Origin of the sequence: Shimia sp. Alg240-R146, from assembly GCF_947331465.1 — a bacterium.
Classification (GTDB): Bacteria; Pseudomonadota; Alphaproteobacteria; order Rhodobacterales; family Rhodobacteraceae; genus Shimia.
In genome coordinates this window covers 271,822-290,767 of sequence record NZ_CAMZOK010000001.1, presented here as the reverse complement: position 1 = coordinate 290,767, position 18,946 = coordinate 271,822, and the positions used below count along the sequence as shown (strand labels likewise).

The 18,946-nt window shown below is 60.6% G+C and carries 19 protein-coding genes; 12 read left to right on the top strand and 7 right to left on the bottom strand.

Annotation, left to right across the window (positions count from 1 at the left end; translation table 11 throughout):
- Nucleotides 1–146: 146 nt before the first annotated feature.
- The 3 genes from PG871_RS01415 to PG871_RS01405 all read right to left on the bottom strand — a co-directional run bounded on the left by PG871_RS01415 (nucleotide 147) and on the right by PG871_RS01405 (nucleotide 3,736).
- Nucleotides 147–1,310, bottom strand: a complete 1,164-nt coding sequence (locus tag PG871_RS01415; protein WP_270725281.1) for a tetratricopeptide repeat protein — start codon at nucleotides 1,308–1,310, stop codon at nucleotides 147–149.
- On the bottom strand, nucleotides 1,310–2,845 hold the full coding sequence (locus PG871_RS01410) for a tetratricopeptide repeat protein (protein WP_270725279.1): 1,536 nt from the start codon (nucleotides 2,843–2,845) through the stop codon (nucleotides 1,310–1,312). The genes PG871_RS01415 and PG871_RS01410 overlap by 1 nt, the downstream gene beginning before the upstream one ends.
- 105 nt (nucleotides 2,846–2,950) lie before the next feature.
- A complete protein-coding gene (locus tag PG871_RS01405; protein WP_270725278.1) occupies nucleotides 2,951–3,736 on the bottom strand; it encodes a prepilin peptidase in 786 nt (261 codons plus the stop codon).
- A gap of 101 nt (nucleotides 3,737–3,837) precedes the next feature.
- Between PG871_RS01405 and gspG the strand changes: the two genes are divergently transcribed.
- Genes gspG through gspM form a run of 7 tightly spaced genes read left to right on the top strand, consistent with a single transcriptional unit; the run spans nucleotide 3,838 to nucleotide 8,339 of the window.
- Nucleotides 3,838–4,302 carry a type II secretion system major pseudopilin GspG gene (gene gspG, locus PG871_RS01400; protein WP_270725277.1) on the top strand — a complete coding sequence of 155 codons (465 nt, stop codon included), beginning with the start codon at nucleotides 3,838–3,840 and terminating at the stop codon, nucleotides 4,300–4,302.
- Nucleotides 4,299–4,760 carry a prepilin-type N-terminal cleavage/methylation domain-containing protein gene (locus tag PG871_RS01395; RefSeq protein ID WP_270725275.1) on the top strand — a complete coding sequence of 154 codons (462 nt, stop codon included), beginning with the start codon at nucleotides 4,299–4,301 and terminating at the stop codon, nucleotides 4,758–4,760. Before gspG ends, PG871_RS01395 begins: the two co-directional genes overlap by 4 nt.
- Nucleotides 4,745–5,152: a prepilin-type N-terminal cleavage/methylation domain-containing protein gene (locus tag PG871_RS01390; RefSeq protein WP_270725273.1), complete on the top strand. Its 408-nt coding sequence runs from the start codon at nucleotides 4,745–4,747 to the stop codon at nucleotides 5,150–5,152. The genes PG871_RS01395 and PG871_RS01390 overlap by 16 nt, the downstream gene beginning before the upstream one ends.
- A complete protein-coding gene (locus tag PG871_RS01385) occupies nucleotides 5,149–5,814 on the top strand; it encodes a type II secretion system protein GspJ (protein ID WP_270725272.1) in 666 nt (221 codons plus the stop codon). The genes PG871_RS01390 and PG871_RS01385 overlap by 4 nt, the downstream gene beginning before the upstream one ends.
- Nucleotides 5,811–6,725 (top strand): type II secretion system minor pseudopilin GspK, encoded by a 915-nt coding sequence (gspK, locus tag PG871_RS01380; RefSeq protein WP_270725271.1) that lies wholly within the window; start codon nucleotides 5,811–5,813, stop codon nucleotides 6,723–6,725. The genes PG871_RS01385 and gspK overlap by 4 nt, the downstream gene beginning before the upstream one ends.
- Nucleotides 6,726–6,738: 13 nt before the next feature.
- Nucleotides 6,739–7,851 (top strand): type II secretion system protein GspL, encoded by a 1,113-nt coding sequence (gene gspL, locus PG871_RS01375; protein WP_270725270.1) that lies wholly within the window; start codon nucleotides 6,739–6,741, stop codon nucleotides 7,849–7,851.
- A complete protein-coding gene (gene gspM / locus PG871_RS01370; protein ID WP_270725269.1) occupies nucleotides 7,848–8,339 on the top strand; it encodes a type II secretion system protein GspM in 492 nt (163 codons plus the stop codon). The genes gspL and gspM overlap by 4 nt, the downstream gene beginning before the upstream one ends.
- A gap of 30 nt (nucleotides 8,340–8,369) precedes the next feature.
- On the opposite strand, the gene PG871_RS01365 is transcribed toward gspM, so the two are convergent.
- Nucleotides 8,370–8,903, bottom strand: a complete 534-nt coding sequence (locus PG871_RS01365; protein ID WP_270725267.1) for a hypothetical protein — start codon at nucleotides 8,901–8,903, stop codon at nucleotides 8,370–8,372.
- A 139-nt stretch (nucleotides 8,904–9,042) separates the two neighbouring features.
- On the opposite strand from PG871_RS01365, the gene PG871_RS01360 reads away from it, so the two are divergent.
- The 4 genes from PG871_RS01360 to PG871_RS01345 all read left to right on the top strand — a co-directional run bounded on the left by PG871_RS01360 (nucleotide 9,043) and on the right by PG871_RS01345 (nucleotide 14,391).
- Nucleotides 9,043–9,531: a type II secretion system protein N gene (locus PG871_RS01360; protein WP_270725265.1), complete on the top strand. Its 489-nt coding sequence runs from the start codon at nucleotides 9,043–9,045 to the stop codon at nucleotides 9,529–9,531.
- Nucleotides 9,532–9,774: 243 nt separating this feature from the next.
- Nucleotides 9,775–11,715, top strand: a complete 1,941-nt coding sequence (locus PG871_RS01355) for a secretin N-terminal domain-containing protein (protein WP_270725263.1) — start codon at nucleotides 9,775–9,777, stop codon at nucleotides 11,713–11,715.
- Nucleotides 11,657–13,180, top strand: a complete 1,524-nt coding sequence (locus PG871_RS01350; protein WP_270725262.1) for a GspE/PulE family protein — start codon at nucleotides 11,657–11,659, stop codon at nucleotides 13,178–13,180. Before PG871_RS01355 ends, PG871_RS01350 begins: the two co-directional genes overlap by 59 nt.
- Nucleotides 13,177–14,391, top strand: coding sequence for a type II secretion system F family protein (locus tag PG871_RS01345; RefSeq protein WP_270725260.1), 1,215 nt, complete (start codon nucleotides 13,177–13,179; stop codon nucleotides 14,389–14,391). The genes PG871_RS01350 and PG871_RS01345 overlap by 4 nt, the downstream gene beginning before the upstream one ends.
- A gap of 14 nt (nucleotides 14,392–14,405) precedes the next feature.
- Here PG871_RS01345 and PG871_RS01340 read toward each other — a convergent pair whose 3' ends face one another.
- On the bottom strand, nucleotides 14,406–15,827 hold the full coding sequence (locus tag PG871_RS01340; RefSeq protein ID WP_270728653.1) for a mannose-1-phosphate guanylyltransferase/mannose-6-phosphate isomerase: 1,422 nt from the start codon (nucleotides 15,825–15,827) through the stop codon (nucleotides 14,406–14,408).
- A gap of 367 nt (nucleotides 15,828–16,194) precedes the next feature.
- Here PG871_RS01340 and PG871_RS01335 point away from each other — a divergent pair, with 367 nt between their 5' ends.
- Nucleotides 16,195–16,797 carry a sugar transferase gene (locus PG871_RS01335; RefSeq protein ID WP_270725258.1) on the top strand — a complete coding sequence of 201 codons (603 nt, stop codon included), beginning with the start codon at nucleotides 16,195–16,197 and terminating at the stop codon, nucleotides 16,795–16,797.
- A gap of 142 nt (nucleotides 16,798–16,939) precedes the next feature.
- On the opposite strand, the gene PG871_RS01330 is transcribed toward PG871_RS01335, so the two are convergent.
- Together PG871_RS01330 and PG871_RS01325 are read right to left on the bottom strand one after the other, a co-directional pair.
- Nucleotides 16,940–17,638, bottom strand: a complete 699-nt coding sequence (locus PG871_RS01330) for an ABC transporter ATP-binding protein (RefSeq protein ID WP_270725257.1) — start codon at nucleotides 17,636–17,638, stop codon at nucleotides 16,940–16,942.
- The gene (locus PG871_RS01325) at nucleotides 17,635–18,708 is read right to left on the bottom strand and encodes a sugar transporter (protein WP_270725255.1); all 1,074 of its coding nucleotides are present in this window, start codon (nucleotides 18,706–18,708) and stop codon (nucleotides 17,635–17,637) included. The genes PG871_RS01330 and PG871_RS01325 overlap by 4 nt, the downstream gene beginning before the upstream one ends.
- Nucleotides 18,709–18,946 lie beyond the last annotated feature (238 nt).

The following is an 18,946-nucleotide window of genomic DNA, read 5'->3' as shown; positions in this document are numbered from 1 at the left end:
ATGTCCTTACAAGTCGCGCCAGCTTGGTCAGGCCGTGAAATCTGAAGCGACGTAAAAATTGCCCAGCCTGCTTAGCCGGACACTAACGGGTACAAGGTGCAATATTAACCTATTTTTAACCAAATATGCAATTTATTGCCCTAGCGTCACCTTTGTCCCGACCCGACCCAACGTGCAGCGGCGGCTGCCTGCGCATCCTTCAGCTGAATCGGCGTCAATTCGAGACCCAGTCCAACTGCCAATTCGCCGGCTTCAGGCATGCCCCCAGCCATCGCCAAGGTGACCCACATCTGCCCCAAAACGTAGTCTTGCAGAACGCCTTGCCCCAGAAAATGCAGACGTGCGAGATTGACCATCGACGGCACATGGCCTTTTTCTGCAGCTTTGGTAAACCAGCGCGCAGCGGCAACCGGATTGCTCTGCTCCAGCAAAAGCCAACCGGCCAGAAACTGCGCCACCGGATCCCCCGCCTCAGCTTGCACCAATAGATCTGGCAGCAGTGCTGCACGCGTTTGGGTATCTTCCGGCAGCGCCATTAGACGCGGGTCATAAATACCTGCAACACGGCCACCTTCGACGCCGCGCCCACCACGGCGATACCACATCGCGGCGGTCTCATCGCTCTGCGGCACACCAAACCCGTTGTCATAAAGCACGCCGAGGTTGGTCATCGCCTGCTTCAACCCCTGCTCCGCCGCCGCCGAAAACAACTCCGCCGCCTTGACATAGTCCTGCGCAACGCCATCGCCCCGCACATACAGCAAACCCAGATTATTGAGCGCCCGCGCATGGCCGGACTCCGCTGGCCATTCATACAACTCCCGCGCCCGCTCAAAATCCTGTTCCACACCGGTCCCATGCTGATAAAGCACCGCCAGACTTACGGCCGCATCGGAATTGCCGGAGTCCGCAGCCTGCAAATACAGCGCCGCCGCTTCCTCGGCCTGCCCCAGCGCCTCCAAGGCTTTTGCCAGATCAAAAACAAAACCCGCGTCGCCACTTTCTGCCGCCGCCCGCAACCAATCTATGGCCTCTTCGGAGCCACCATCCGCACCCTGCGCCAGTCCGGCAAACAGGTATTTCCCCAACTGGTTTTGCGCTCCGGCATGGCCCAGTTCCGCCGCCTTACGATAAAGCTCTGACGCCCGACCATGGTTTTGCGGCACCTCTGTGCCTTCATGAAACCGGTTAGCTTCGTCAAACACCGCCTCAGATTGCGGGGTGATTTGCGCCGCAACGGATGCCCCGCTCAGCGCCAATCCTAAGGCAAGGGAAACTCCAATCGCACCACGTCCAAAAGACCGCGACATCACTGATCCACTCCGCCAGCAGGCGTCTCTGGCTGAAATTCTCGTGCTGCTGTCTGCGCCGCACGGATTTGCTCTGGCGTCATCAAATCGGTCAACACATCACGGCTTTGGCCGGCCTGACGATGCCCCTGCGCCGCAGACAGATTCAGCCACATATGCGCCGCCTCATAGTCCTGCGCCACGCCCACGCCGGTGCTAAAGGCTTCGCCCAACTGAAACTGCGCAGAAGCATTGCCCTGACGCGCGGCTTTCGTAATCAGCGCCACACCTTCATCGGCACGCGCCGTATCATTCAGCAACAGCGCGCCAAGGGCCGTCGTTGCCGGACCAACGCCAGCCTCAGAAGCCCGCTCCAACCATTTCAATGCGGCCTCGTCGCCATCCGTCGCAGCGGCTGCCACCAGCGCCACCATGTCATGAGGCGTCGTCAGCCCATCCAAGTCACCACCAACCGCCAGGCGCACCAAAGCGGCCTGCGAAGGCACATGCCCCTCTTGAGCAGCTGTCTGATACAAGCCCACGGCACGGCTCAGATCGGCCTCTGCCCCGCGTCCTGCCTCCAAAAAGGCCGCCTGCATGCCAATCGCGCGCAACAAGCCGGTGTCCGCGGCGCTTTCAAAATACGACATTGCCTTGGCATCGTCGCGCTCAACAATCTGGCCGGTTCCGTAAATCACCCCCAGATTATACAACGCTCCCGGCTCACCGCCCTCCGCAGCCTTGGTCAACCACGTCATGGCGGCGTCATTGTCTTGATACACCCCTTCTCCCTGAAGGTATTTCGTGCCGATAATGCGCATCGACAGGATGTGTCCGCCTTCGGCTGCACGCCGATACCAATTCAGCGCCTCATTGCGGTTCTGTCTGGCGCCCTTGCCGGTCTCCAGCGCGTTAGCGAGGAAAAACTGCGCATCAACATGCCCGTCACCTGCGGACCGCTCTAGCCAATGCAAAGCTTTGTCCGTGTCCAATTCTGTGCCTGCACCGCGCGAATATGCTCTGCTCAAGGAATACGCGGCCTCGACATGTCCCTGTTCTGCTGCGGCGCGATACCAGACAAAGGCATCCCGTTCGCTCTGGGCAACGCCGTCACCGGCCTCATAAAGCAACGCCAGATAATATTGTGCTTCCTGATCTCCGCGGGTGGCGCTGTCCTGCAACAGTTGCGCAGCGTGTTCCGGATCCCGCTCCACGTCGCCACCGCTCAAAAACACGCGCGCCAGCAAAGTGTTGGCGGGTGTATAATCTGCCTCAACCGCGCGCTCCAACCAGATGGCCGCCGCCGGCGCATCCACGGGTCCGGCCCGCGGATCCAGAAGAATACGGGCATAGCGATACATCACATTGCCAGCCGGTTCCGTTTCCGCCAGATGTCTTAGTCCCGCGCGCGCCGTGACAAAATCCTGACTGCGATAGGCGGCCTCAACCTCCTCCATCGTTGTCGGAACCGGAGTCGCGTCTGCCGCGTCTTGGGCCAGTGCGCCGGTTGAAATCAAAGCGAATACGGCAAATGCAAATGCAAAACTGCGAGTCATGAAATCTCTACGTCCATTGTAAAAAACACGGCCACCATCCTCTGGCGCGTCAATCCGGAGAATGCCTTCCACCATTGCCCACGTCCAGAACAGATTGCGCCGACCTCAAAGCGTCAACATCCGCGCCAGCCACAACAATCCACCGGCCAAAGCCAAGGCCGCCCCAAATGGCAGGGCGGTTGTCGCACCAAGGGATCGCCCCATCAACCGCACCGCCCCCGCTCCGGCAAGGGCCAGAAGCGCTGCGATCAGCACCAGCAGCGGTAAATCCAATGGACCGGAGAACGCCCCAAGTCCCGCCATTAACTTCACGTCGCCCAGCCCCAGGCCTTCGCGCCCTCTCACCCGCCAATACGCCCTGCGCAGGACCGCAAAGCTCAGCACGCCAAGCCCTGACCCCAACAACGCTTGCAAAGGATCGCCCGATGGCACCAACAGCGTCCGCAACAAAGCCACGCCCAGCAACGCGCCGGTCAACACATCCGGCAAGCGCATCCAGCGCAGGTCTGCCGCAAGCAGCGCAAGCAACAACCACAACAGCACCACATCCACTACCAGCACAGACACCGGCCAGCCATGCGGCCAAAGCGCGACAGCCAACCCCGCCAAGCCCAGCGCCGCCACTTCCATTGCGAGCAACCACGGTGGCACCTTCGTCCCACAATGACGGCATCGCCCACGATTAACGGCAAACGACACCAAAGGCAGCAAATCCCCCCATGTTAGCGTCTCTTCGCAACTTCGGCACCGCGATCGCGCCATCACCACATCTTCGCCGCGTGGCAGGCGATCCACCAAAACCGCCAGAAAGGACCCCACCGCAGGCGACAGGACAATCAGCAAAACAGCAATCGTGACCGCATCAATCAAAGTGGCATCTGTCTGAAACATACCGAAGTTCTACGCACCGCGCGCACGTTTGCCAATTGCCAGCACGCCATGCCCCTGCCTATGATGCCGCCAACACCCGGTGGGACGAGGTAGGGCAGACCATGCACACAGACACTCAGCGCAACACGCGCAGCGACAGCACCTCTGACGCTGGTTTCTCGCTTTTGGAACTGATGGTTGTGGTGGTGATCCTGTCTGTTCTGGCCTTGGTGATTGTACCGCGCGTCATTGACCGCCCCGATCAGGCCCGCGCCGCCCGCGCACAGGCCGACATCGCCGCTATTGCCAGTGCGGTGAACCTCTACAGACTCGACAACTTTCGCTACCCCACCACCGAACAGGGCCTCGCAGCGCTTGTCGCCGCGCCCGTGACCGATCCCGTACCCCAAAACTGGGCAACCGGCGGATATATGGATCGCGTGCCGGTTGATCCATGGGGCGCACCATACCAATACCTCTCTCCCGGCGTGCATGGCGACTTCGACATCATCTCTTACGGCGCCGACGGTGTGCCCGGCGGCAGCGGTGCGGAGGCTGACATCGGGTCCTGGACCCAAGGCCAGTGAGACCCGCCGCCGACACCGGCGTCACCCTGATAGAACTGCTTGTGGTGGTCGCCGTCATGTCGGTCTTGGCCGTTGGTATTTCCCTGCCTCTGCGCAAGGACACCGCCGGCGCACCGGCAGATGCCGCCAGATTTACCTCCTTGATTGACCGCAGCCAAACGCTCGCAATCCACGGCCAAACCCGCCGCGGTTTGCGAGTGACCCCCAAAGGGGTGTCGTTGATGCAGCAAACCTCGGATGGGTGGGAAACCTCGGAAAATACCATCCGCTGGCGGGGCCGCGCCAGCTTTCTCGCGACGGGACCCGCGGCCACCAGCAGGCCGCTCGGTGCGCCCGACATCACCTTTCTGCCAAACGGCCAAACCAGCGCTTATGAAATACGCTTTTTCGGTCGCGGCACCGGATACACACTTTGCCAAAGCGATGGGTGGACAGGGGTGACATGCGCCACAAATTAGACCCTAACATAGGCAAATTCGCACCAAACAGCGATACCGGCATGACCCTACTGGAGCTTGTTGTCGCTATCTTTGTGATGGCAATCGGCACTTTGGCAGTGCTGGCTGCGGTGGACCAATCCGGTGTCAGTATCGGCCAGGAACGCGTCCGGCTATTGGCGGGAATTGTGGCCGAAAACCGCGCCGAAGCCCTGCGGCTGCCCACCGGCGGCGCGCTGCCATCCGAGGTCACAATGGGCGGCCTGCGGTTTTCTGTCAGCCAAGAATTGCGCGGCACAGCCGGTGGTTTCACCGAGGCCGTCATACGGGCGCAGTTAAACGAAGGTGACGGCGGTCCCGGTGCGCTGCGCATCACGTGGCTTGCGGGTCCCGGCGCGGGTCCCGGCAGATGAGCGCACACCTCAAAGGCCCCCGCGACCACGGTCTGTCGCTGTTGGAACTGGTCGTCGCCATGGCGTTGTTTGCGCTGGTCGCGGTGATGGGGCTGCAATTACTCACCGGCACACTGCGGATGCGGGACCGGCTTGAAACCACCGCCACCGAAACCGCCGAACTCTCACGCGCCCTCGCCTTGTTGCGCGCCGATTTATCCGCCGCAGTGCCTCTGCTGTTTCAGCCCCCCGACGCCGGCGCGCCACGCTCTGCCTTGGTCTCCACGCCGGACGGGTTTCATCTTTCGACGACCGGCCAACCGGACTTACCGCCCATCGAGGCCCTCGGCTTCCACCGGATCGAATGGCGGGTCACCCCGGATGGCACGCTTGCCCGTCGCCTCTGGCCAGTGTTGTCACCGGCTTCGGCCACCGCACAATCGCCGGAAATCCCTGTATTGACTGACGTGACTGACCTCTCGCTGCGCAGTTTCTGGACTGGGCAAGGCTGGGTCTCGGGCACCGCCGACCCGGCGCCCATAGTAGCCGCGACGCCTGCGCAGGACACCGACCGTGGCCCCATCGCAACCAACAGCTACACCGACCAGTTGCCCGTGGCAGTCGAAGTCACCTTGCAAACCCGTGCTCATGGCACGCTGGTGGTGTTGGAGGTGCTGCAATGAACGCGCCGCGTGGATTTGTGCTGCTGAATGCGCTCATTCTTGTGGGGGCGCTGGCCGCTGTTGCGGTGCTGCTTCTGGCGCGTGCAGGCGAAGGACAGGCCCGACGCTTTGCCGATCAGGACACCGCGCGTTTGCGCCTGACGCTCGACGGTGGCGAAGCCCTGATGCGCACCGCGCTGATGCGCGACGGGCGCAGCGTGGACCACGCAGGCGAACCTTGGGCGCGCGCGCTGCACAACGCACCGCTCGATCTTGGGGCGCTGTCGGTGGATCCCGCCGACTTGCAGGGTCGGTTCAACGTCAATTGGCTCGCCAACCCCGAAGAGGAGATCAGCCGAGCCGCCTTTGCCCGCCTGCTGCAACGCCTTGGCGTGCCCGCCTCCCGTGGCGAAGACATCACCCGTTTTCTAACGCCAAACAGCGCGCCGGATGTATTTGGCAAACGCGTGCCGCCCATTGCTCCGGCTGGTGGTCCGATCCTGATGATTGACCAACTGCGTATGCTGCCCAGTTTGCGCGACACCGAATTTGACCGCCTCGCACCTTTCATCTCCGCCCTGCCCGGAGACAGCCAACTCAACGTCAACACAGCGTCGGCCGACGTGTTGGACGCCGTCCTGCCCGGCGTCAGCCGCGCCGCCTGGAGCCAGCTGATATCTGACCGCACCCGAGATCCCTTCACTTCAGTCGAGGATTTCCAGACCCGCCTAGGGGCGATCGGCGGCTTTGCGACCGCCGGAGAAATTGACGAAGACCGCTTCAGCGTGAGTTCCGACTGGTTTGAAGCCCGCCTGACAGCAACCGCCAATTCTGACGGCAGTGGCCGCAAAGCGACACGCATCACTGTCTTTGAACGTCGCACGCTTCCGCTTGGGCCGCGCGTGGCCTATCGTCTGACCCAAAGGCCCTGAGACAGGAAACGGCATGACACAATCGGGTGACACACCCTCTCTCGGCCCCGATGGGGTGGCGCTTGTGCCCGGTGAGCTGATCCCGGTGCTGCCGCTTGACCTGCCCGCAAATTTGCGTGGCAGCACCCGAGAGCAAGTGGCCCGTCGTCAATTGTGTGACAGCGCTGCATTAGACCCTAATACTGCAGAAATTCGCCCTTTTCTGCTGGGTGGCCACGGCGAAAGCTGGTCCCATGCTCTGGTCGCAGACCGCAGCGATATCGCTGCTTGGACCAAGGCTGCCCCGACCAATTGCCGGGCTGTTCTGCCGGATTATCTCGCCTTGCCCGTCGAACCCGATCTCTGGAGCCTGCGCCATGATGCCGACAGCAACAGGGTCTTGGCCCGTCTCGGCCTGAACGACGGGTTCGCCGCGGACCCCGCATTGGCGCGTCTGTTGCTAGAACGCGCGTTGGAAATTGGTCCAGCCCCCAAATCCATTCTCTGGCAAGGGCCAGACCTTGCAACGCTCACCGATCTGTTTGACGCGGCAGGCCTGCCCCTCACACAGGACGCAGGCCGCGCCAAACCTTTTGGGCATGGCGAGCTCGCGCTTGATCTGCGTCGCGATCCGTTTGCCACGCGCGCCCGCCTGCGCCGCTCGGTTTTACCGTGGCGTTGGCCTGCGCTGGTGGCACTGCTGGCCGCAGGTGTCTGGGCTACGGCCCAAACCTTAGCCATCGATGCGCTGACCACCGAAAAACGCGCCGTTCAGGCGCACACACTGGAAACGGTCCGCTCCAACTTTGTGCCCAGCGGCCCCGTTCTGGACGTGCGCGCTCAGGTCAGCCGCGCGCTTGCCGAAACCCGCTCCGCTGCCCTGAACACCGAAGACGGTTTGCCGCCCCTCACCTTGTTTGCCGCCACAGTCGACGTCATTTCGGCGCCGGGCATCACACCTGAGCGTATCGAATTCCGATCCGAGGACGGATTGCGCCTGTTGCTCGAGGTCACCGATTTCGCCGCCTCAGAGGCCCTTGTCAGCGCCTTGCGCGACAGTGGTCTTGGCGTCGAAGTTCTGCGTTCTGAGGCGGGTGGCGACCGCGACGGGGTGATGCTGGAATTGCAACTGGAGGATGGCACGTGACCGATCGGCTGATCGACATGCTGGGGCGTCTGTCAGGCCGCGAACGCGCTTTGCTCGGGTTGCTGCTTGGGCTGGTACTGCCTTTGGCGCTTTGGTTTGCATGGCTCGCGCCGTTGATCGAGACCCGTTCTAATGCAGTGCGCTCCTTGCAAGAGGCCCGCGCACTCGAGGTGTGGGTCACCGACCGCGCCGCCGAACACGCCCTTTTGTCAGCCGAAACACCCGACAAAGCCCCTCCGCCAATCGGCGCATCAGGAGTGGAGCAGCGGTTGATCGACGCCGACTTGCGCGACGCACTGTCCGCCCTATCAGATCCCGGCGACGGCACGCTGGTGCTGCGCTTTGACACTGTTGGGTTCACGCCGCTGATTTTGTGGCTGTCCGCAAGCGAGCCGGTGTGGGGCTATGAAATCCCAAGCTTCCGGTTTGAGCGCACCGACACTCCGGGTATCATTTCGGCGGATCTGACGCTCAGCCCACGGCAATAAGCGGGCGCCTCACTTCTGAAAAAACAGTCTCTAACCCAGCGATTTCAGCCGCAACTGGCTGTCTTTCAACCGGCTGGCTAACGCGCCGACCGGGTCGAGGTCGGGGCTGGTCTTGATCGCTTCACCCAAGGCTGATTGTGCTGTGGAAAAATGACTGCGCGCGGCCACTTGGTCACCGGTTTGCGCCGCTGCACGGCCCAGTTCGTGCTCAGCAGTTCCCAACACCGCCAAAGCCGCGGCCCGTTCGGACCCTTCGCTGCCCTGCGACAGGAACCGCGCCTGTTTACTGGCCTCGGCATAATCGTTTCCGCGCAACAAACTGTGCGCGTATTCAAGTCGAATACGGCCCTCAAACGGTCCGGCGGTCTCTACCAACTGCGCATAAATCCGGTTTGCCCGGTCATAATTTCCGGTTTCCAGCGCGCTCCGCGCGGATTCGTAACGCGATCGGAAACTGCCATTGTCGGAAAAGCTTCCGCCAAAGTTGCCATCCCCGCCGCACCCGACGACGAGACTCAGGCACACGCCGGCCAAAGCGGTTCTGAAAATTGATCCTGCCTGCATCACATGCTCTTTATATTCTTTGCAAAAACCCTACCATGAAGCGCGCGCCCGCGTCCACAATCTCGAAAGGTCTTCCGCTGCCAATGTTAATGCGTTCAGCCATATCCCTTTTGGCCCGCCCAAGCTCAGCGTGGATGACATGCGTCTGATTGCGGCACTTGCCACCCTTGTCGCGCTGGCGGCGCTGGCTTTCGCTGCGCTGGAACTGCAAGCCGCACTGACCACGCCCGTGCCTGCTGCAACCGCCTCGACAAATGCCCCGACAAGCGCGCCGCAAATTGCGCGATCAGAACCACAACCTCCGCGCCGTTGGCCTGCGGTCTTTGGTATCGCGGTCAAGGAAGAGCCCCAGCCACCCGCACCACCAACCCCTGCCAGAGAACCGCAGCCGCCTACTCCGCCTGCACCACCAATCGGAAGCCTGGGATACACGCTCAAAGGCATGGTGCGCTCCGGCTCAGACGACGGCCGTGGCGACTGGGCCATCGTCAGCCACCCCACCGGCGACCGCTTGCTGCGCGTCGGGGATCTGCTGACCGAGGGCGTGACCGTGGCTGACATCACCGAGGAAGGTCTATGGGTCGACCGAGACGGCGAACGTGCGCTCCTGGGGTTTGTGGAGGAGTAGGCAAAGCCCTCTACTGAGGGGATTTGGCCACAGGAATGCAGCGACCTCGACCCCGAAGGGGAATTCCCTAACGACAAACCGACCAGTTTGCGGTAAGCTGCCTGAAAATAACGCCAAAAATGGCGATTTATAATGAGGCACGGGCAGAGCATCCCGCGACACAGACACCTTTGACTCTGGCAATTCGCCGGTCAAGTAGCCCTGTGCGTGTGGATTTATAGCCCAAATAGGGCGGACAGACAGATGTTCAGACACCCAATTCGCACGTTGGCTTTGGCCTTGGCTTTGGCCATGTCGCAATTCACCCTGACCGCCGCCCCCGCGTCGGCACAGGTCGAACTGGACCTGCGCGACGCCGACCTGCGTAGCTTTGTCCAAATCGTATCAGAAGCCACCGGCCGCAATTTTGTGCTGGACCCGCAAGTGCGTGGCACAGTAACCGTTCTCGCTCCGCAAGGCCTCGCGCCGGATGCACTCTACGAGGTCTTCCTCAGCGTGCTGGAACTCAACCGCCTGACTGTGGTCGAAGGCGGCGCAGTGACCCGCATCGTGCCAATGAACGTGGCCCGCGAACTTGCTGATGGCTCTGCGCTTCCGACCGACAGCTCGGGATATGAAACGCGGGTGATCAAGATCAACCATGCCTCGCTCGACGAAGTCATCACCGTGATCCGCCCGCTTTTGCCGTCGGAGGCCGTGATCAGCCCAGTGCCCGGCGCCGGCCTGTTGATTCTGTCCGATCGCGGCAAGAACCACCGCCGCATTTCCAACCTGATCGCCCGTTTGGACCAACCGCGCGAAGACACCATCGAACTGATCCGCCTCAACAATGCCAACGCCAGCGAAATGGTCGGCGTGATCGAGGGCATGGGCCTGCTGCGTGGTGGCGCGACCATCTCTGTGGATCGCCGCTCAAACGCGCTGATTGTGTCCGGGTCGGATGACGTGCGCCACACCATTCGCGCGCTCGCCTCCAAACTGGATCAACGTGGCACCGTCACCGTCAGCAGTGTTGAGCAACTCAACTATGCCGATGCTTCCGCTCTGGCCGACGTGGTCTTGCGCAGCTTTTCCGATCAATCCGATCAAGGGCAGCTTGTCCGCGTGGTGCCCGAACCTCAGACCAACGCTCTTCTGATCACCGCGCCGCGCGATGTCATGACAGACATCACCGCTATGGTGCGCCACCTCGACCGCCGCCCGACGCAGGTGCTGGTAGAAGCGGTGATTTTTGAACTGTCCGTCGAAGGCTATTCCGATCTCTCAAGCCAGTTTGCAGGCGTGATCAACAATGCCATCGTCGGAGGCGTACAATTCTCCCTCGAAGGCCGCCCTAGCCTCACTAGCCTGATTTCGGCAGCCGTCAACGGCGACGTCGTGAACCCGGGCGATGGCGGCATCATCGGTGGCGGCAATCAAAGCGGAGACAACGCGTTTTTCGGCTTCATTTCCGCGCTGGCATCCACCAGCTCAGTCCGGCTGCTGTCGACGCCGTCGATCATGACGCTCAACAACCAAGAAGCCGAAATTGTCGTGGCCCAAAACGTGCCCTTTGTTACCGGCACCTACACCTCTACGGGCACGTCCTCGAACCCGGAAAACCCGTTCCAGACCATCGAGCGCCGGGATGTCGGCCTGACCCTGAACGTCACGCCACAGATCAACGCCGATAAAACCGTGCGCCTTCTGATCAAACAAGAGGTCTCCAATCTCACCCGTCAGGCTTCCGCAGCCGGCGGTGAGATCACCGCGCGACGGGCCTTGTCGACCACCGTACTGGTGCGTGACGGCAACGTGATTATGCTGGGCGGGCTGCTGGAAAATGAAAGCGGCGCCACCTCGCAAAAGGTGCCCGGTCTGTCCAATATGCCACTCGTCGGCGGCTTGTTCCGAGGCAAAAATGCCACCAAGAATCAGAGCGTGTTGCTGGTCATGTTGCGCCCCCGGGTCATCAGCACCGAAGCCGAAGCCCAGCGGGTAACCAAAAAGGTTGCCAAAGACGCCCGCAAGGCCAGCCTTGCTTTGCAACCCGCAGACAGTCATCTTTACCCCAACACGCCCAATTCGAGCTTTCCGTTTGATGGCGCGGATTTGAACCAACCATTTGACGCGGGATTCCTCGACGATGTCGCCCAAAGCCGAAACCTCCCGCCGCTCCCCACCCGCCTCACCTTCAACAACTGACGGGCAGGACAGCACCCAAGCCGCCGCGCTGCCGTTCTCTTTCGCCCGCGATCATCAGGTCGCGCGCGACGGCGACGCGCTATTGATTGGCCCGCGCGCCACATCGCTTGGCCTGCGCGAGGCGCGCCGCCGCGCTACCGGCCCATTCAACATCACCCAACTGGGCCAAGATGCCTTTGAACGCGCGTTGGAACGGCTTTATCAGTCTACAAACGCAGGCGCGGCGCCCGACGACGGTCTCTCCTTTGACCTTGAAGACAACACCGGCACCGCCCGTCAACGTGACCTTCTGGAGGACGCCGAAGACGCGCCCGTGATCCAGCTGGTGAACCAACTTTTGCGCCGCGCCGTTCTCGCCCGCGCCTCGGATCTGCATCTCGAACCCTCTGAAACCGGCCTGCGCGTGCGCATGCGCATCGACGGATTTCTGCAAACCATCATGGAGCGCGACGACGTGCCGGTGCGTCGCGTGGTCAGTCGCCTCAAGGTTATGGCCGGACTGGACATCGCCGAAACCCGCCTGCCGCAGGATGGTCGCATCCCCCTGCGTCTTGGTGGGCGGTTGATCGACACCCGCGTCAGCTCCTTGCCCGGCAACTATGGCGAACGCATTGTATTGCGGATTCTAGACCGTTCCACCGGCCTGATGGACCTTGACGCGCTTGGTCTTGAGGCTGATCAAGTGGCGCTGCTTGAGCGTTTGTCTGCCTTGCCCAACGGCATCATTCTTGCCACCGGCCCGACGGGGTCTGGCAAAACCACAACGCTCTATTCGCTGCTCAAACTCACCAACCATGACAACCGCAACATCGTCACGGTCGAAGACCCCGTTGAATACGACTTGCCAGGCGTGAACCAGTCACAGGTTAACGCCGAAATCGGCATGAGCTTTGCCGCCGGCCTGCGCGCCACTCTCCGGCAAGACCCCGACGTAATCCTCGTGGGCGAAATCCGTGACACCGAAACCGCTTCTGTCGCCGCACAGGCCTCTCTCACGGGCCACTTGGTGTTTTCCTCTCTGCACGCCAACTCCTCCATCGGGGCCATCATCCGCCTTCGTGATCTTGGGTTGGACGACTACCTGATTTCCGCCACCTTGCGCGGCGTGATCGCCCAGCGCCTTTTGCGACGTCTCTGCAGCGAATGCTCCGAGCCCGAGACACCCACAGCAGCTGAGGCCGAACACTTCACCCGCCACAACATCGCCGTGCCTGACGTGATCCATGCGCCCAAGGGCTGCGCTTCCTGCAACACCTCTGGCTACGCTGGCCGTGTCGGTATCTTCGAGATGACCGAGGTCGACGACACCTTGCGCGCCGCCATCGATGGTGGCGCGTCTGAGATGGAACTGACCCGTCTGGGCCTGAGCGCGGAACAAACCCTCATTGGCCAAGCGCTCCTGCAAGTGGCCGCTGGCAAAACCTCCCTCGCCGAAGCACTGCGCGTTGTGGGCGACGGCGCATGAGACCGTTTTCCTACACCGCATTTGACGCCGAAGGTGCGCGCACCAAGGGGTTGATCCTCGCCGACACCGAGGCAGACGCCTCCGCGCGCTTGCGTGCCCAAGGCCTGTTTGTGTCCGACCTCACCGCGTCCCGACAGCGCCCGTCTCTCGGCAACCGCCTGCGCCGCGCGGCCCGTCTCAACTCGGATCTACAAGCGGTGTTCACCCGCCAGATGGCCGTGCTGCTCAGCGCCGACATGCCCGTGGAATCCGCACTCGAAGCGATCCGCACGTCCGGCGATGGCACTGCACTTGCAACCGTGGCCACCCGCGCCCGTGCCAGCCTGATGCAAGGCGGCACGCTGGCGGAATCGCTGGAAGAGGCCGGCGCCGGGTTTCCCGCCTATGTCACAGCCGCCATCCACGCCGGTGAGGGCGCCGGAGAACTCGCCACCGTTTTCGAAGAACTCGCCCGCCACCTGGAAAGCCTTGGCAGCGAACGCGCTGAAATCGTCAGCGCACTGGTTTATCCGGCTTTTGTCGCGGCTGTATCCTTTCTGGTTTGCGCCATCCTGATGGTGAACGTCGCCCCCGAAATCGTCGCAATGTTCGAAATCTCGGGCCAGCCGTTGCCGCCACTGACCCGACGCGTGCTGGCTGTCAGCGACTGGATTCGCGACAACATAACAGGTGTTTCCATCGCCCTCGCCGCGATCGTGGTGCTGATTGTGCTGTCCAGCCGCGTGCCAGCCATGCGCGCAGTGCGCGACCGCTTGTTGCTGCGTCTGCCACTCGTCGGTCGCTTGATACGCCGTGCCGCCGCGGTGCAATATCTGCGCACGCTGGCGTTGGTACTTGCCAGCCGTCAAACCGTGCCGGTCGCCGTTGAAAATGCCGCCCGTGTTCTGGGCATCGCGCAGTTCCGCGCCGAAGCCGACTCCGTTCAAGCCGCCCTGCAAGAAGGCGCAAGCCTGTCGGACGCGCTTGACCGCTTGTCGATCATTCCCCCCGTTGCCCGCCAACTGGTCGGCGCTGGTGAAATGTCCGCCCGTCTAGCCCCAATGGCCGAACGCAGCGCCATTCTGGTGGAAAGCGATCTGACTGCCGAGCGCAAACGCATCGCCGCCCTGCTAGAGCCAATGCTGATGATGCTGGTTGGCGCTTTTGTTTTGCTGGTCGTACTGGCCGTGCTTTTGCCGATCTTTGATCTGCAAGCGGTGGTGGCGGGCTGACCCCCAACGACGCCTTACCCTCGAGCGTAGAGGTCTTCGTAGCGCACGATATCATCCTCACCCAGATAAGTACCTGTCTGCACCTCAATCAGAACCATTGGCACCTTGCCGGGGTTCTCCATCCGATGTGTCGCGCCCAGCGGTATATAAATCGACTCGTTCTCACTCACCAATTTGATCTCGTCATCCACAGTCACCTTCGCGGTGCCTTCAACGACGATCCAATGCTCGGACCGGTGGTGATGACTTTGCAAGCTCAACGCCGCGCCCGGATCGACGTGAATGCGCTTCACCTGAAACCGGTCTCCGATCACAAGGCTTTCAAACCAGCCCCACGGACGGTGATCCTTGGGGAACGCGGTCGCCTGCCGCGCCGACTTGGCCTTGAGCGCGCTGACCGCCCGTTTGACCTCTTGCGCCCGAGACGCATCTGCCACCAGAACCGCGTCCGGCATCGCCACGGCAATCAGGTCTTTCACACCCAACCCCACCAGCTCCAGCCCGTCGTCTTCGGACCGCAACAGCGTGTTTTCACAATCAATTGCCGTCGCCGCACCATGCGTCACCACGCCCTGCGCATCAGGACCGCTGTCACGCCAAACTGCGTCCCAACCGCCAAGATCGGACCATGCCGCGCCAAACGGCACCACCATCAAATTGTCGGCCTTTTCCATAACGGCATAGTCAATCGACACATCTTCCGCGCCGTCCCACGCCTCGGGATCAAGCCTGAGAAACCCGAGATCGGGCTTGCCACTGTCCACCGCGATACGCACCGGCGCCATCAAGTCGGGCGCATGGGTTTCAAACGCGGAAATGATGGTTTTGGCGGCGAACAGGAAAATGCCTGCGTTCCACAAATAGGTGCCAGCCGCCAACATCTCCGCCGCCCGATCCGCGTCCGGCTTTTCCACAAACCGAGACAACGCCAAAGGCCGTGCGGCAAAGTCACCGGGGTCTTCCGTCAGTTCAAGATAGCCATAGCCGGTCTCAGCTCGCGTCGGCTTGATGCCAAAGGTCACAATTTTTCCGTCCTGCGCCGCAGGTACGCCTGCCGCCACCGCAGCCCGAAACGCCGCGGCATCCGGCACCTCATGATCTGACGGCGCCACCAACAACAATCCGTTCTCGTCGCTTTTCGCTTGCCACATCGCCGCCGCCAAAACCGCAGGCGCCGTATTGCGCCCCGCCGGTTCAATCAGGATTGCGCTTGGGTCGATCCCGACACCGGCCAACTGCTCGGTCACGATGAACCGAAAATCCGAGTTGGTCAGCACCATGGGTGCAGCAAAATCCGCACCGCTCAAGCGCTCGGCCGAGCGCTGAAACAGCGAAGTTTCTCCCAAAAGTGGCGAAAACTGCTTGGGATAACTCTTGCGGCTCAATGGCCAAAGCCGCGTTCCGGACCCGCCGGAAAGCAGCACAGGGGTGATCAAGTCAGTGGTCGTCAAAGCAAATCCTACTCAAAAGCTGCGGGAAACGATCAGAGCTTTTCCATCAGTTTATCATTTGGCCTTATCCATCAGTGACTAAGTTACCGCGCAACCGAAAGGTTTTTCAGCCGGATTTCATCGAGATGGATCAAAAATGTCCCGTTTGGTGTGCCCCATCAGGTACAAAAAGGCAACGAACCACAAGGGCCGCGCAAACCTGCGCGCACCGGAGAGTATTGGCAAATATCCCCACCCGCATCGAACACAATTAAGGGTTCCCTCACCGACCTTCCTCCAAAGCAATTTGTGATAGTAACCAGTCTGGGGGAACCGGTTTGCAAAACCTGACAAGAGAGTGGGCTGTGCACGCATGACGCCTTTCAAACGCCTGATCGATATTTTGTCCACCCCGTTTCTCGGGCTGGTTTTGTTGCCCGTCATCATCTGGGTTGCACTGCTTGTGTTGATCCGCGACGGACGCCCGATATTCTTTGGCAGCGAACTGATGAAGACGCCGGAAAAAGGCTTCGGTCTGGTCAAGTTCCGAACCATGAACCTTGGCAGCGTTGATGGCATGGCGACCGGTGGCGACAAATCATCCCGTGTGACCAAAACAGGTGCGTTTTTGCGGGCCAAACGGTTGGACGAATTGCCACGACTCTGGAACCTGTTTCTGGGGCACGTGTCGCTGGTCGGGCCGCGCCCACCTCTGCGCCGCTATGTCGAGCAATTCCCTGAAATCTACTACGAGGTGCTCAAGGCTCGGCCCGGCATCACCGGACTGGCCTCGCTTGTCTATCACCGGCACGAAGCTCTGCTGCTGGACCGTTGCGAAACTGCCGAGGAGACCGACCGCATCTATTGCCGCGTCTGCGTGCCGCGCAAGGCAAAGCTGGATGTGATCTATCGGGACAATCACAACGTTTTCTGGGATTTTTCAATCATGTATCAGACAGTTTTTGGCCGCCGCTGACCGTTGCGCGCTGCACGGTGGTCAAACATGCTGTCTCGCGAAAATCGCACCGACGCAATACCGACGTGTTGCCGACCAAATGCAGACAGAGATTCCTGAACCGTTTCAGACCGTTAACCTTTGAGTCGCACGGCTTGCACCTTCAGCCCTGCGCGGCCTGCTGTTTGCGCTGTTTGTTCCCGTTCTGACGGGCGAGATTGTCCTGATAGTGCTCGATCGCATCATCAACACTGGTGTGATACGTCAGGTGTCCATTATCCAAAACAGCCCCCTCAGTGCACAGCGTTCTAATCGCTTGCATTGAGTGTGATACCATCACCATCCCGCTACGTTGCAAACGCTCCAGAAAGACATCATCGCTCTTTTGTTTGAAGACCGCATCCCCAACCGACGTGACTTCGTCCACTAAATAAGTGTCGAAATGAATACCCATCGAAAGGCCAAAGGCCAGACGGGATTTCATACCCGATGAATAGCTGCGCACCGGCAAATAGAAGTGCTGTCCGAGTTCCGCAAAACCTCTAACGGAGTCAACAAGTTCATCGCTATCCACACCATAAACCCGCGCCACGAATCTGGTGTTTTGCAAGCCGGTCAGCTGGGGGTGCGCACAACCGGCAAACCCCACCGGCCACGAAATAGTTCCGCTTGAAATCACCCGTCCGCTGTCCGGGGACATTGTACCGGCGATCATCTTCATCAAGCTGGACTTACCTGCACCGTTACGGCCCAGAATAGCCACCGCAGTGCGGGTTGGAAGCGTGGCATTTACGTTGTTGGCGACAACTTTGCTACGCCCATTCATATGGTAGGTTTTGCAAAGGTTCTCGATTTTTATCATCGGCGATCCCGCAAAGAATAGTACACAAGGCACAAGATCATGAAAGTCAGCAACAAAGCCCCAAATGTGAGTGCACTGATCAGGAATCTCTGTGGATATTCAGCCGACTGCGCCAGCGTTGGGTCTTGATAGGCCGCCACATAACGTGACTTACGTTGCGCTTCTGCCAGTGCAGAATCGTAGGCCGCCAAGGCCGAGAGATAGCTGCTGTTGGCAAACTCCAATTCAACCGCAAGTTCTTCGTATTCCCCAACAAGCCGAGAATAGGTGTCGTCTTCGGTTTCCGTCTCGCTGCCAAAACGGTTGCGCTCCTCAGAAATACGCTCTTCGATCACCTGGACTTTGCGCTCGCCCTGAGTGATCCGCGGGTCCCCCGAGCGCGCAGTTTGGCGCACCATGTCCAACTCAATCAATGCCATCGCCAATTGCGTTTGCAGATTATTGAGCAACCCAAGATGGCCTTGGGTGTCTGCCAAAGGATCCACAATCTGCGTGCGTGCCCGGAACGTGTTGATGGCTTGGCGAGCCTCTTTCAGGCGCTCAATTGTACGGTCCAATACCTCACGCGCATACCGTGTGGTGTCTTCCCGCGCGATTGCCGTCAACTCATTGATGATGCTGGTACTCTCGCTCACAATATGCTGCGCAACACGTTGTGCATCTTCCGGTGTGAACGCGACGATACGCAGTTCCAGCAACCCGCTTCGGGTGTCGAAGTAGATCTTTACCACCCGACGCCAATAGGCTTGCATGTCCTCAATGGTGCCATCCGGTGGCATACCAAACACCGGATCATCGGGGTTTTCATAAATGCTGGCGAGGTCCAAGTCTCGGTTCACAGCCTCAACCATTTGGCGAGAGCCGATGAACTTATAGAGAATTTCAGTGTCACTTGTGCTGCTGCCGGACAGGTCGGAGATCCCACCGAGGATCTCTATGCCTGAACTAACCTCTTCTGACCGCACAGTGAAGCCGACGTAAGACGCATACTGGTCCTGTGCGACCCAATAGAGATAGCCGACCACACAAGACAGCGGAGCAATAACCCAAAGCAGAAAGAAAAGTGCCAATTTGAAATGTCGGCGACGAGGGCGCGCTGGTCCCGCCACGGATTGGGCGGCGGGCGGCGGGTTTTGGCGCTGGCGCGCTCCCTGCTGACCTTGCCTCTGTTGGCGTTGCGGTTGCTGTCCCTGTCGCTGTTGGCCCTTCCTTTGGTTTGGGCCTTTTTGTTGTCCAGCGTTTTGACCCTGCCCTTTACGGGCGGGCGGTTTTTTATCTTGATCATCCAACGACATGGTGCGCTGCTCC

Bases quoted from the DNA above. Each gene is read 5' to 3' on its own strand.
- PG871_RS01415 (WP_270725281.1), bottom strand. From the start codon at position 1,310: ATGTCGCGGTCTTTTGGACGTGGTGCGATTGGAGTTTCCCTTGCCTTA.
- PG871_RS01410 (WP_270725279.1), bottom strand. From the start codon at position 2,845: ATGACTCGCAGTTTTGCATTTGCATTTGCCGTATTCGCTTTGATTTCA.
- PG871_RS01405 (WP_270725278.1), bottom strand. From the start codon at position 3,736: ATGTTTCAGACAGATGCCACTTTGATTGATGCGGTCACGATTGCTGTT.
- gspG (WP_270725277.1), top strand. From the start codon at position 3,838: ATGCACACAGACACTCAGCGCAACACGCGCAGCGACAGCACCTCTGAC.
- PG871_RS01390 (WP_270725273.1), top strand. From the start codon at position 4,745: ATGCGCCACAAATTAGACCCTAACATAGGCAAATTCGCACCAAACAGC.
- PG871_RS01385 (WP_270725272.1), top strand. From the start codon at position 5,149: ATGAGCGCACACCTCAAAGGCCCCCGCGACCACGGTCTGTCGCTGTTG.
- gspK (WP_270725271.1), top strand. From the start codon at position 5,811: ATGAACGCGCCGCGTGGATTTGTGCTGCTGAATGCGCTCATTCTTGTG.
- gspL (WP_270725270.1), top strand. From the start codon at position 6,739: ATGACACAATCGGGTGACACACCCTCTCTCGGCCCCGATGGGGTGGCG.
- PG871_RS01365 (WP_270725267.1), bottom strand. From the start codon at position 8,903: ATGCAGGCAGGATCAATTTTCAGAACCGCTTTGGCCGGCGTGTGCCTG.
- PG871_RS01360 (WP_270725265.1), top strand. From the start codon at position 9,043: ATGCGTCTGATTGCGGCACTTGCCACCCTTGTCGCGCTGGCGGCGCTG.
- PG871_RS01355 (WP_270725263.1), top strand. From the start codon at position 9,775: ATGTTCAGACACCCAATTCGCACGTTGGCTTTGGCCTTGGCTTTGGCC.
- PG871_RS01350 (WP_270725262.1), top strand. From the start codon at position 11,657: ATGTCGCCCAAAGCCGAAACCTCCCGCCGCTCCCCACCCGCCTCACCT.
- PG871_RS01345 (WP_270725260.1), top strand. From the start codon at position 13,177: ATGAGACCGTTTTCCTACACCGCATTTGACGCCGAAGGTGCGCGCACC.
- PG871_RS01335 (WP_270725258.1), top strand. From the start codon at position 16,195: ATGACGCCTTTCAAACGCCTGATCGATATTTTGTCCACCCCGTTTCTC.
- PG871_RS01330 (WP_270725257.1), bottom strand. From the start codon at position 17,638: ATGATAAAAATCGAGAACCTTTGCAAAACCTACCATATGAATGGGCGT.